General features: G+C 72.4%; 12 protein-coding genes. All 12 read right to left on the reverse strand.

Translation table 11 applies throughout. The features are described 5' to 3' along the window. Positions 1 to 107: 107 nt before the first annotated feature. The 12 genes from ACIRBY_RS32345 to ACIRBY_RS32400 all read right to left on the reverse strand — a co-directional run bounded on the left by ACIRBY_RS32345 (position 108) and on the right by ACIRBY_RS32400 (position 11,544). Complete coding sequence (locus ACIRBY_RS32345; RefSeq protein WP_403907407.1) at positions 108 to 3,398, reverse strand: LysM peptidoglycan-binding domain-containing protein; 3,291 nt, start codon at positions 3,396 to 3,398, stop codon at positions 108 to 110. 33 nt (positions 3,399 to 3,431) lie between these two features. Further along, positions 3,432 to 3,878, reverse strand: coding sequence for a hypothetical protein (locus ACIRBY_RS32350; RefSeq protein ID WP_403907409.1), 447 nt, complete (start codon positions 3,876 to 3,878; stop codon positions 3,432 to 3,434). Positions 3,879 to 3,881: 3 nt separating this feature from the next. Then, a complete protein-coding gene (locus ACIRBY_RS32355; RefSeq protein ID WP_403907411.1) occupies positions 3,882 to 4,349 on the reverse strand; it encodes a TadE/TadG family type IV pilus assembly protein in 468 nt (155 codons plus the stop codon). Then, the gene (locus ACIRBY_RS32360; RefSeq protein ID WP_344152061.1) at positions 4,346 to 4,732 is read right to left on the reverse strand and encodes a TadE family protein; all 387 of its coding nucleotides are present in this window, start codon (positions 4,730 to 4,732) and stop codon (positions 4,346 to 4,348) included. Before ACIRBY_RS32360 ends, ACIRBY_RS32355 begins: the two co-directional genes overlap by 4 nt. A gap of 128 nt (positions 4,733 to 4,860) precedes the next feature. Further along, complete coding sequence (locus ACIRBY_RS32365) at positions 4,861 to 5,061, reverse strand: hypothetical protein (RefSeq protein ID WP_403907413.1); 201 nt, start codon at positions 5,059 to 5,061, stop codon at positions 4,861 to 4,863. 22 nt (positions 5,062 to 5,083) lie between these two features. Next, positions 5,084 to 5,971, reverse strand: a complete 888-nt coding sequence (locus ACIRBY_RS32370; RefSeq protein ID WP_403907415.1) for a type II secretion system F family protein — start codon at positions 5,969 to 5,971, stop codon at positions 5,084 to 5,086. Then, on the reverse strand, positions 5,968 to 6,906 hold the full coding sequence (locus ACIRBY_RS32375) for a type II secretion system F family protein (RefSeq protein WP_403907417.1): 939 nt from the start codon (positions 6,904 to 6,906) through the stop codon (positions 5,968 to 5,970). The genes ACIRBY_RS32370 and ACIRBY_RS32375 overlap by 4 nt, the downstream gene beginning before the upstream one ends. After that, positions 6,903 to 8,477, reverse strand: coding sequence for a CpaF family protein (locus ACIRBY_RS32380; protein ID WP_403907419.1), 1,575 nt, complete (start codon positions 8,475 to 8,477; stop codon positions 6,903 to 6,905). The genes ACIRBY_RS32375 and ACIRBY_RS32380 overlap by 4 nt, the downstream gene beginning before the upstream one ends. Then, positions 8,467 to 9,288 carry a hypothetical protein gene (locus ACIRBY_RS32385; RefSeq protein ID WP_403907421.1) on the reverse strand — a complete coding sequence of 274 codons (822 nt, stop codon included), beginning with the start codon at positions 9,286 to 9,288 and terminating at the stop codon, positions 8,467 to 8,469. Before ACIRBY_RS32385 ends, ACIRBY_RS32380 begins: the two co-directional genes overlap by 11 nt. Beyond that, entirely contained in the window at positions 9,288 to 10,022 is a 735-nt protein-coding gene (locus tag ACIRBY_RS32390; RefSeq protein WP_403907423.1) for an SAF domain-containing protein, read from the reverse strand. Before ACIRBY_RS32390 ends, ACIRBY_RS32385 begins: the two co-directional genes overlap by 1 nt. Before the next feature lie 56 nt (positions 10,023 to 10,078). Further along, positions 10,079 to 10,942, reverse strand: coding sequence for an ATP/GTP-binding protein (locus ACIRBY_RS32395; RefSeq protein WP_403907425.1), 864 nt, complete (start codon positions 10,940 to 10,942; stop codon positions 10,079 to 10,081). After that, positions 10,936 to 11,544, reverse strand: coding sequence for a hypothetical protein (locus ACIRBY_RS32400; protein WP_403907427.1), 609 nt, complete (start codon positions 11,542 to 11,544; stop codon positions 10,936 to 10,938). The genes ACIRBY_RS32395 and ACIRBY_RS32400 overlap by 7 nt, the downstream gene beginning before the upstream one ends. Between the last annotated feature and the right edge of the window lie 324 nt (positions 11,545 to 11,868).

Consider the following 11,868-nt stretch of genomic DNA (forward strand, 5'->3'; position numbering starts at 1 on the left):
GGGCCCCGGCATTCCGATGCATTCCTCAGCAGCGGCCATTTCGTGCGCGAGCGGACTCACAGCCGCTCCGAGCCAGCCTCGTCCGCATATGAGAGCGGGCCCCCTTCTCAAGCCCCTGATACACGAGGCAGAGTCCCGGCAAGAACCTCGGTGATGGTGTGTTCGGTGGTGTCGTCGAGGGTGATGTCGTAGGTGCGGGCCATCTGTTGGAGGCGTGCGACGGCCTTCCGGATGGCGGTGGTGTTGCCGGCGGTGGCTTCGATGTGGAGCAGGTCGCGGAACAGTAATTCGGAGGTCTCCTCGACTTCGAGGGCCTGGAGGACGGTGCGGCGGGCGGCGTCGAGGTCGGGGGTGTCGCCGTCGGTGTGCCAGCGGGCGAGGGTGTGGGCGGTGTCGGTGATCCGCGCCAGCATTTCCTGGATGACGGGGTCTGCCCAGGGCAGGGTCCGGCCTTCGAAGGGGCGGCCGCGGACCAGCGCGATCGCGGTTTCCAGGTCAGCGGTGCCGGCGCCGGGGCCTGCGGCGAGGCCTCGGGAGGCCAGGATTTTGAACTCGGCCCAGTCCGAGGTGACGGAGGGGTGGAGGACGTACCCGGCGCCGTTCTTCGGCCGGGGGAGCAGAGGCAGGCCGCCGCTGGTGAGGCCGAGGACGTTGCGGAGTTCGGACAGGCGGGAGTGGAGGGTGCGGGTGGACCAGGGGTTGACGGGGTCCATGGCCTGGCACAGGTAGTCGGTGCCGCGTCCGGGGCGTAGGTGGAGGAGGGCTGCGACGGCGGCGGTGCGGGGTCCGTGGGCGGAGGCGGCGGTGCCGGTGATGCGCAGGGGGCCGAGCATGTCGATGCGGACTGGTGTGTGTTCATCACCGTTGGCCTGGGCGGGCACGGCGGGGGCTTTGGCGGGTACCGGCGCCGTGTCGGTGGCGGCCTGGCCGGCCTCGTTGGGCCCTACCGTGTCCGTCGTCGCCGTCTCTGTCCCGTCTGCTGCCGGCTGCCCGGTTTCGGGGGTGCCTGGGTGGCCGACGGGCTGGGGAGCGGTGGCCGGCGAGGCGGCGATCAGCGCGGGGAAGGGGTTGCCGGGGTCCTGGGCGTCGGCGGTGGTGGACCGGAGGGTCAGGGGCTGTCCGCACGCGGCCGCCTGATCGTGGGCTTCCGCGAATTCCCAGGCTCCGGTGGCCGGTGCCGGGTCCTGGGTGGTGACCTGCAGGGCGTGGACGTACTGCCGGTACTGCTCGTCGGTGATGCGTTGCAGAGTGACGGGCAGGCCGAGCGGGGCGAGGACGGTGTCCTGCCCGGTGGTGACGTCGATGATCTCGGCGTGCGGGAAGACGCGCCGGGCCGCCTCACTCGCGGGCAGGACCACGGCGGTCTTCAGGTCCCGGGCGGCAGCGAGGGCATCGGCGAGCTGGGCCAGGTGCTCCCCGTCGTGGTCGCCGACGCCGATCATCAGCCAGGGCAGGACCTGCTCGCCGCTCTGGTGGGCTTCGAGGAGGAGTTCGCCGAGGTCGGCGGCGACGGCGGGCAGATGGGGCATGGTGCGGATCCGGCCCTGCGGCAGGAGCTGGGCCAGGCGGCTGCCGAGGCCGGCGGTGAGGATCTCGCTGTAGTCGGTCCACCCGGACGTCCCCAGCTCCAGGGCCAGAGCGCGGGCGACTTCGAGGACCTCCTCCGGGGTGCCGTCCAGGAGAAGGACGTGGCAGGTGGTCAGGTCGGCGAGCAGGAGCCCGTCCTTGTGGGCGCCGAGGGTGACCAGGCCCGGGTAGGGGGCCTCGACCTCGTGGAGTGTGTCGGTATCGGGGAGAACGGCTGCGGGGTCCAGGGCCCAGGTGCGGCTGTCGGGCCCTGCGGTGAACGGGGCTACGGGGTCGACCTGCTCGTCCAGGAACAGACGGACCTCCTTGTCCCCCAGGAGCACGCCGCGCAGGGCGGGCAGCACGCGTTCGTCGGTGGCGGCCTGGTGGGCGAGGGCGCGCAGGATGCGGTCGAGGACTTCGACGCCAGCGGGCTCGCCGGCCGCGGTCAGGAGCTGTTCGAGGGTGCTGAGGTCGTGGTCCTGGGCGATGGTCTGGCCCGCGCGGCGCTGACGTTGTTGCAGAATCCGGCGCACGCCCAGAGCGCCGGCCAGGGACGCGGCAAGCAGCGTCCCGACCCCGGCGACCAGCGCCCAGTTCACGCCGGCCGTGGCGCTCTGCGCATGCGGGGCGTCCGGGGCTGGGGTCTGGGCGGGGGCGGAGTTCGGGGTGGGCGAGGCGGTCGTAGGTGTCCGCGTCGTGGGCTGGGCCGATGGTGTGGCGGCTGGTGCGGAAGGCGAAGGGGCCTGGGTGGGCAGCGCTGTCTGCGGGGGCGCCGTCGCCACCGGCGGGGCGGTGACCGGTGGCGTGGCCGGACCGGGCTCGGGGGCCCGCGGGGCCGGGGCTGGTGCTGGGGTCCCGGTTCCTGCGGTGTGGGGGAGGGCGAGCTCTTGTCCGGGATAGATCAGATCGGGGTTGGTGAAGGTGCCGCCGCCGGGAAGAGGCTGGCCGTGGTTCAGGTTGAAGAGTTCCTGATGGCGGTCGGGGTCGCCCAGTTGCTCGGCCGCGATGGAGGAGAGGCTGTCCCCGTCGCGGACCGTGTACCGGACCTGGCCGGCGCCGTGCGACGCGCTCCCTTCTCCTGCTGCGCCCGTTGCCGGGGCGGAGGGGATGGCGGCGCCGGCGGGCAGGGTGAGCACCCAGCCGGGCTGGATGGGCCGCTCGGCGTCGAAGAGGGTGCCGTCTGCCATGGTGCGGCCGTCGTTGAGGGCGGCGATGTCCGTCCACCGTTCCCCGCTGCCGAGCGTCTGCTGGGCGATGGACCACAGGCTCTCCGCGGGCCGTACGTCGCGGACCGTGTACGTCACGGCCGTGCTCGACGCGTCGGCCGGGGTGCTGGCGTGCGGTGTGGCCTTGTTGTCGGCTCCGGGGATGGGGGAGGCGCTGACGCCGACAGCGGCGGCTGCGGGTGCGGCGGCGGCGCTGGGAGCGGCAAGCGCGGTTCCGGCCGGGAGGGCCAGCAGGACGGCCCCGACCAGGGCGGCTGCGGCCCGCTGTCCGACCAGCCCCCGGATCTGCGGGGCCGCGCGGCCGCGGAGCTGGGCGGGGACCTCCAGCAGGACCGCGCCCGTGAAGCAGGCCCACCCCGCCCACCCGGCGGCGGCCAGGACGAGCAGGAACACCTGCCCCGAATCCTCGGTCGACAACAGATGCGAGAGGGCGGCCACCCCGGGGGGCCCGACCAGGCTGGTGGCCCACCACAGCAGGACGGGCAGCCCGGCCAGCAGCAGGGCCAGAACGGTCAGGGACAGCAGGGCGCGCAGCAGCGCGGCCGCCGTCTGGGCGCCGCCCCTGCGGGACGGCCGGGTGGGGACGGGGGTGGGCTTCGGCATCGGCCGGATCCCTTCTCACGGTGGTGGGTGGGGCTATTGGGGCTGGGTGATGCCGTGGAGCATGCGGGCGCTGCCGTGGCCGGTGACGTCCATGGACCCGATCCCGGCGATGGCCAGGAACACGGTCGGGTAGGAGCCGTGGACGGTGACGTCGAGCCGGCTCCGGTCGGCGGAGAGGGTGGCGCTGCCTTGTGCGCCGGCGCGGGCGAGGTAGGCCTGCGCGGCCGCTTGGGCCCCTTCCGGGTCGACGCGGACGTCCGTGCCGGTGACGGCCGAAGCCGGGTCGATGGCCTGCCCGGCCGCACGCGCGGCCTCCATCGCGAGCGCATCGGCGCGTTCGGTCGCCCGCAGTTTCCCGCCGCCGTCGATGGCCAGGCCGATGACGGCCAGCAGCGCCACGGTGACGATCGCGGTGTAGACGGCGATCCCGCCCCGGTCCTCCCGCAGACGCCCGGCCAGCTGCCGGAGTCGGTGGTTCACGGTCTAGCCCTCCCGGGAGCGGTAGGCGTCCACAACGGACGTGAACGTACTGGTCAACGTCTTGGAGCCGGGGACACCGGGGAGCAGCAGATCGGCCATGGTGACGTTGCAGGTGATCGTCACGGTCACCGTTCCGGTCTGCCCGAGGGGCACGGCCAGGCCGGAGACGTCCACGCTGGTGCTCACCGACGCGCAGCGGATGCCCTGGTCGCCCAGGGAGCGGGCGGCCGCGTCGGATGCTTCGGCCTGGGCGCCGGCGGTGGTGCGGGAGATGGAGGCGGCGCGGGCCGCGTCCTCGACGGCCGCGTCGATCTTCGCGCCGGAGGTGACGATCCGCCCGCCGGCGATCGCCAGGCACAGCAGCATGATCAGCAGCGGGGTCACGATGGCGGCCGCGATGGTCTCGCTGCCCCGGTCCTGCCGGGCCAGCGCCAGCCATCGGCCTGCCCGCGGGCGGTTCAAGAACGTCATGGGGTGGTCCACCGTTCTCGGGGGGCCCCGGCGGACTGCGAGACGCTCAGGCCCGACACCCCCGGGATGAGGGAGGGAGCCAGGCCGGTGACGGTCACCCGGACCTCGGCGCCGTTGCTGCCCGCTGTGCTGACCGTGCTCCCGGCGAGGCTGTCGCCCGCGATCCGCCCCAGGGTCTCGCGCGCCCGGGCGGCGCCCGCGTCCTCGGGGGCCTGGTAGACGCGGGCGGCGGCGACGCCCTCCCGGGCGGCGGTCAGGGCGATGTTGCGGGCGTAGAACCACATCGCGGCCTGGACGACCGCGACGGTGACGAGGATGACGAACGGGAACACGATCGCCATCTGGATCGAGGCCTCCCCCCGGTCCCTGCACCCGCCCACGATCCGCCCCCGCCAGCCCGGGCCCCTTCCGGGGCGGCCCCGAACGCGCCCTTGTGCCGGCCGGCTCGGCGCCCAGCCTTCTGCCACCTCGCCCCCCTTCCTCTGATCTGTCGTACGCACCTGCCGGTCTGTCAGATGCCGGACAGCTTGCTGTTGTACTTGCTGACGACGATGCCGATGGTGCCCGCGATGGCGATGGCCCCGGCGACGGCGGCGACCCAGATGATGATCGTGGTGATGGAGATGTCGCCCCGGTCCTTGGAGCTGTGTTCCTTGATCTCCTGCCAGTGGGAGCGCAGGGCGACGGACAGGCGGACGGAGAGCTTGGTCATAACAGGGTTTCCCTCAGGGTTGTCAGGTGGTGAGCATGCGGATGATGGCGGGGAACGCGATCAGGAGCATGACCAGCACGGCCAGCAGGGCGCCGGGGGCGGTCATCTTCTCGCTGTTCGCGTTCGCGTCGGCCGCCTGAGCGGCCAGGAGTTCGGTGCGCAGGTTCCTCGCGCGCGAGCGCAGGGTGGCGTAGACGGACGCGCCGTCGTCGGCGGACTGCCGCATGATCGCGGCCAGGTCGTCCATCACCGGCAGGTCGAGCTCCGCGGTCAGGCGCGCCAGCGACTCCCAGTGCGGCACCTTGTCCACCCGCGAGCGGGCCAGTGCCGCCTGGATCCGCTGGAACGCCCACCCGGTGCCGACCTGCGCGGCCTGCTCCATGGCCTGCTCGGCGGAGACGTTCCCGGCCCTGCGCAGCGCGACCAGGTCGAGGTAGGCGGCCATCGCGTGGGCGAACTCCGCCCGGGCCCGCTTCGCCTTGTCGCGCAGCGCCAGATCCGGCGCGAACCATAAGACGGCCCCCGCCAGGACCGCGACGATCGCGGGCAGATACAGGGGCAGCCCGAGCAGGAGGAACGGGACGGTGGACAGCGGCGGCAGCAGCAGACCGCCGCCGGCCAGCGCCACCTTGGTCAGAAGGAAGCGGGCGGGGGTGCTGCCGGTCAGGGCCAGGTCCTTGTACGGGATCCGGACACCCGGCACGTCGGCAAGGCGCTCAAGCAGCCACTGCCCCCACCGGTCGTCCCGATCCACGACCTCCTCGCCTGCGGCGGCGGGCGGCGGCGCGGGCTGGTTGAGGCGGCGCAGCGCCGGCCCGAGCGCCGGCGTGGGCCGCAGGATCTCGCGAAGGAGCAGGGCGCCGCCGGCGCCGATGGCCGCCCCGGACAGGATCGCCGCGACCGGCATCATGTGCCCACCTCCACAGCCGAGTCGGATGCTTCTTCAACGCCTTCGGGCAAGGGGGCGGGAGCGACGGCGCTGCGGGGGTCGGCGATCAGGAACCGGGGCACGGGCTTGATGTCGGCGATCTGCCGCATCATCACCAGCACCCCGACGAACCCCGCAAGCAGCACGGCCAGGACCAGCTGGCCCACCAGCGTCCCGTAGGGGGCGGTGTAGGAGGGGACGAGGAATCCGGCGCCGATGACGCCGAGAGTGATGATGGTCATCCACCGCATCGTCGTGCGCGGCTTGGCCCGGTCAGCCTCGATTCCCCTACGACGGCCCACCTCCTCGTGCACGGACTCCGCGAGGTCGTCCAACGCCTGCGCGAGCCCGGGCCCGCGGTCGGCCGCCGACAACACCAACGCCGCCACCACCTTGTCGGCCGTCACATCGTTGAGAGCATCGCCGAAGGAGCGCAGCGCATCGGTGGGCCGCCACCCGACCTGGAGCCGGTCGACGAGATCGGCGACCTCACCAGCGATGTCCTCAGGACACCCACGGCGCGAGATCTGCAGCGCCTCGTCCAGGCCCCGGCCCAGCCGCAGCACGTTGGCCAGCCGCTGCGTCCAGTCACCCAGGGCTTCGAGCTTCCCGATCCTTGCGGTGGCCGACTTCGTCGGCGACAACAGCCACGGAACCCCCACCACCGCCAGGAACAGCATGACCCCGGCGATGAACACCCCCGTCACCAGCCACAACAGCACCCCGCCCAGCATTCCGCCCACCAGGCGGGTACGGCGGGCCATCCGCTCATCCCGGCTCGCCAGGTGCCGCCCGGCCCGCAGCCGCGCGGCCAGCCCCGGCCCCTTCGGGGCGCTGGGGCCGGCGACGCCGGCCACCAGGCCGACCAGGCCGCCCGACATCGCGAGCCCCGCGAGCACCCACCACAGCACGGTCACAGTGCCGCCTCCCTCACCAGCAGCGGCAGCGCCGCGCCCCAGGCCCCGGCCTGCTCGTTCAGCAGCGAGGCGTCGAAGCCGGCCCGGCGCAGGTCGTTGATGCAGCGCGGCAGCATGAGCGGCACCGCCCGGTGCTCGCCCCATTCCGGCCGCGGTCCGAAAATGGCGTTGGTCTCAGGGCGTCCGCCTTCGCCGATGCCGGTGACCTCCAGGACGTGGGAGACGAACCGGTGCCGGTGCCCGCCGATCTTCGTCTCGTCCACGGAGGAGACGAACACGATGAAGTGCAGCCCGTTCGCGGCCTGCCGGTAGGCCAGCGACTCCGACATGTTCGCCTGGGCCAGCAGGTACAGCTCCGCGATCCGGTCGAAGACGACGGAGGGGTGGATGGCGTGCAGAGTGCACAGGTTGCCGCCCGCACCGTTGGTCATCGCCTGGAGCATGGCCACGATCTCCGGCCCGCGGACCTCACCGACCACGATCCGCGTCAAGGTCATACGCAGCGCCCGGTACATCAGGTCCATCAGCGTGATCTCACCGGCGGCGACGCCGGCGACCATCTCGCCGTTGGACTCGCGGGCCTCCATCGGCACGACCTGCCGGTGGTGCCCGTTCTCGTGGGCGAACAGCTCGTACTCGGTCTCCAGCGTGGCGAACCGCTCGTCGGGGTCGATCTCCTTGAGCAGCGCCCGCAGCAGCGTCGTCTTCCCCGCCGCCTGCCCGCCCACGATCATGACGTTCTTCTCCGCGCGCACACACGCCCGCAAGAACGCCTCCAGCGTGGAGTCGAGCATCCCCCGCGCCACGAGTTCGGGCAGGTCGGCGTGGCGCATGCTGTGCCGGCGGATCGTCACATACGTCCCCGGCGTCACGTCGATGACCGCCTGGAGGCGCGACCCGTCGGCCAGGCGCAGGGCCAGGAACGGGTCCGCGGTCGACAGGCTCCGCTCGGCCTGCCCGGTCGTGCGCCGCGCCAGGTCCCGCAGGAGCTCGCGCAGTTCCTCGTCGGAGTCCGCGACCGGCGCCACCCGCACCCGCCGCCCGTCGGTGAAGTCCAGCCACACGTCCGCGTACCCGTTGATGAAGATGTTCTCCACCAGCGTGTTGTCCAGGTGCTGCTGCAGCCGCCCGGCCCGGAACTGCAGGTCGAACACGGCCTGCGCGATCAGCGCGTCCTCGCGCGGGCTGGTGGCGGCCCCGCGTTTGACGGCCTCGGCGTCCGACCAGACCGCGACCTGCTCGTTGATCAGGTGCCGACCCTGCTGCTCCTGCGCGGCCTGGCCCAGCCCGGGCCGGGCGCGCAGCAGCTCGGTCAGCCGCTCCCCGACCTGCTTCTTGATCAGCCGCACCGCCCCGTAATCCACCACCACATCACCAACCGGCACGACGGCCGGCTCGGGCAGGTACTGCGTGCCGGCGGCGGGGCCCGCGGGGGCCGGAACCCACGGATTGACCGAGCGGGAATCCACGGCCTCCGGCGAGGGCGCCAAGGCCGCGCCGCGGGCGGCGCCCAGCCGACTCTCCAAAGACCCAGCGACCCGGGGGTCGTTGTGCAGGGGGTTAGCGCGCACCGCTCACCACCTGGGCCGCATCCGCGCTGGGCGGAGCCAGACGCGAGCGGTGGATAGCCACCAGCTCCTGCACCCGCACCGCCGCCGACCGCGCGGAGCGCATCAGCTCACCGGATTCGAAGCGGCGCGGCTGCTCCGCCCCGTCCGACAACACCGCCGCCTCTTTGGGCCGCCACGGCAGCACCGCGGTGACCGTGACCCCCAGGTGCTTGCGCACCTCCTCCTTGGAGAAGGGCCCCTGGTCCACCAGCAGTATCCCCAGCTCGGTGGAGCCGCCCAGCGACTCCCGCAACGCCTCCAGCCGCACCTGGGCGCTCTGCAGCCCGCGCAGCGTGTTCCGCGCGACCAGCAGGACGGCGTCCGCCTTCTGCGCCAGCACCCCCGGCGCACCGGCAGCGCCCCGCCGGCCCAGGTCCACGATCACGTCGTGCCCGTGCTGCTCGATCCCCGCGAACACGGCCGCGAGCGGCCGCCACACCGGCTCCATCGCCGAGGCGTGCGCCGGGTCGTAGAGACCGGGCAGCACCAGCCGGTCACGCGTCCCCGCATCGGTGACGTCCACCAGCTGCCGCCAGAACGCCTCCACCAACTGCCCCTGCCCCTGCCGGGCCGCGATCGCCAGATTCCGCATCCCTCGCGAGTTGTCGAGAGTCCCCTGGAGCGCACCTGGCAGGACGGCCCCGCCGTCCGGATCGGCCTCGGCCAGCACCACCCGATGCCCTGCGGGCATCGGCCACGTCATCAGCAGAGCCAGGGCCGCCGTGGTCACCCCCGGCGCTCCCAGCCCGCCCGCCAGCGCTACCACCGCCATCAGGAACCCCCCTCCTGCGCGGCGACGATCAACGCCACCGCCCCGGTCGCCACCCGCGAGGCCAGCACCGGCCCGTCAGCGGCGGGCACCGCCACATCCACCACCACGACACCCGTCGCCGGCGCCGCTGCCCCGACCGCGACCACCGTCGCCGCGAGCGTCTTGGGCGCAGGCGCCGGCTCCGCAGGCTTGCCCGCGCCCGGGCTCGCGGCAGCCCCCGCCTGCGCCGGGTCCGGCGTCGAGACGATCAGAACCTTCTGCCCCGGAGCCAGCCGCGACGCCGGCAGCTGCGACGGCTTGAGCGCCACACCCACCAACTGCTCACCGTTCTTCACCAACGACGTAGCGGTGACCTGGCTCGGCGACAGCAGCGAGCCGGCCTTCAACGCCACGGCGGCGCGCTGGCCGACCAGGCCCGCCCTGTTCGCCGCGGGGACCGCCTTGACCACCGGGTCCAGCGCCAGCGAAGCCGGCGCCAGGTCCGCATCCGTGAGCGTCGCGCCCACCGGCACGTCCCGGGCCACCACCAGCACGCTAGACCGCTGCCCCGACGCGGTGAACAGCAGCGCCCCCGACAGGCCGCCGGCCGCGATCAGGGCGACGGACAGGGCGATCAGCCCGGGACGGCGACGTCGCTGGCGAACGACTCGGGGCGCCTGTGCCGGGCTGTCCGCGGGCCCGCCCGGCCCGGGGACGGCGGCACGGCCCAGGGTGGCCGTGGTGGTGGTGCTCACGTGATGTGCCTCCAGCAGAGAGGAAGGAAGAGAAGAGGGGAACAGGGACGTACCTGCTACTGGCCGACTACCTGGACTTCGCCCACGGCGATGTCCACGGCACTGGAGCGGACCTCGGTCAGCTGGCCGCTCTGGCCGCCGCCGGTCCAGTCGATCGCCCAGGTGGACGTCGCCGTCACGTGGTACTTGCCGGGCGTCCGGTAGCTGTGACCGCAATCGGGCGACGGGTTCTTGCCGAACGCGGCTTGGTAGGGGGTGCCCGGAGTGGTGCAGGTGACCGTCGTGCCGTCACCCATCGCCCATACGATCTTGGCGACCCTGGCCGTGGCGGTGACCGTGACGGCCCCGGCTGACGCGGACGCCACGTTGGGGCCATAGGTCTCGGGACCCGTCGCCGTCCACATGTAGACCGGCATACCGACGACACCGACACCCCCCGGCTTGGGGACGATGCCGATAGTCGGCGGGCGAAGGACCATTGAGTCGACCGCGCGCTGCGCGAGGACAGCGGGGTCCACGGCCGCGGCGGGCGGGTTCTGCGCCCAGAAGGCCCGCCCCGCTCCCGCGAGATTGTCGCCGTCCGCGATGCCGTTTCCGAGCCCGCACGGGTCCAGGTAGACCGCCCCGTCGCCGGGCGAGTGGCCCTGCCACAGAGCGCTGCCAGCTGGTGGAGGAGGATCCAGCGTCCGAAACGAGCAGTCCCTGCCCAAGCCGTCGATGCTGCTTCCGGAACCCGATGAGGAGCCCCCTGTCTGCTGGCCCGTGTTCGAGCGGGCCAGCGGCCTCCCCGGAACGTTGGCCTCAACGCAGAAGCGCACACCGCAGCCGCCCGCGGTGACGGGATCGTCCGCATGGGCTGCTGAGGTGCCAGCCGCGAGGAGAACGAGCGCGCCCATTGCGCCCGCACGCCGTCTCAGCACGCCTTCCCCTCCTGCTTGTCCTCCAGAACCATCCAGCCGTTGGGCCACTTCTCGGCCGTCACGGTGTTGACGTAACGCAAGAGTCGGGTGTTGGGGAGGTCCACCGACTTGCCACTGCTCTTCTCCACTGGCTTCCACTGGGAGATATCCAGGCAGTCGGTGATGACAGCGGTCTTGAGCTTGGTATCAGCCTTGAAGGTGACCGCCGTGCTGGAGTGCTGCGGTCGGCCAGCGATGATGCGTCCGCCCTTGCGAAAGGTCGCGAGTTCCTGCTGGTTCTGGACGAGGGCGTCTCCGCTGGAGACCTTGGCCAGGTTCGGGTCGTCGGGGTCGGATTTGGCGTAGGCCGCGGTCAGGACATCCCAGTAGTGGGTGTAGGCCGCTTGGACCTCGGCCTTGTCGGCCGCTTCGGGGTCGGCGGGTGCGCTCGGTGAGGCGGCGGCCGTGGTGGCGCTGGGGGAGACGGTCGGGCTGGCGGCGGCGTTCTTGTCGTTCTTGCTTCCGCTGGTGCATCCGGCTGTGAGGGCCGCGATGGTCGCGGTGGCGGCTGCCGCCGCGAGCAGTCGACGGTTTCCGGTGTGGTGCGGTCGTGCGATTGCCACGGAAGTCTCCCCGGGTCACCTTGTCTGGCGGGTTGCCGCGCAACCCGTGTAAGTCGCTGATGCAACGTGTTGTGTAAGGCGGTGGTGGTTGTTCTTGTCGGCACCCTAAGACCTCAACGCCGCAGCTTCTGTGGGGTTCTTGGGGCTCAGGTGATCGGGCGTCACTTTTGCCCATGAGAGCTGGCTCTCCCGTTCGCCTGTGGGGCTTTGACGTGCGGTTTCCGGGTGGTGCTGTGGGCGGAGTCGGGTGGTGGCGGGATTTCGGCAAGTCGTGGCCTGAATCCCTCTCGATGGCTTGTTCTTTGCTGCTGGTAATGCTCCTTG

It is taken from the genome of Streptomyces sp. NPDC096136 (assembly GCF_044763325.1).
Classification (GTDB): Bacteria; Actinomycetota; Actinomycetes; order Streptomycetales; family Streptomycetaceae; genus Streptomyces.

What these genes read in the sequence shown, in the direction of transcription:
- ACIRBY_RS32345 (WP_403907407.1), bottom strand. Translation starts at nt 3,398, where the DNA reads ATGCCGAAGCCCACCCCCGTCCCCACCCGGCCGTCCCGCAGGGGCGGC.
- ACIRBY_RS32355 (WP_403907411.1), bottom strand. Translation starts at nt 4,349, where the DNA reads ATGACGTTCTTGAACCGCCCGCGGGCAGGCCGATGGCTGGCGCTGGCC.
- ACIRBY_RS32365 (WP_403907413.1), bottom strand. Translation starts at nt 5,061, where the DNA reads ATGACCAAGCTCTCCGTCCGCCTGTCCGTCGCCCTGCGCTCCCACTGG.
- ACIRBY_RS32370 (WP_403907415.1), bottom strand. Translation starts at nt 5,971, where the DNA reads ATGATGCCGGTCGCGGCGATCCTGTCCGGGGCGGCCATCGGCGCCGGC.
- ACIRBY_RS32385 (WP_403907421.1), bottom strand. Translation starts at nt 9,288, where the DNA reads ATGGCGGTGGTAGCGCTGGCGGGCGGGCTGGGAGCGCCGGGGGTGACC.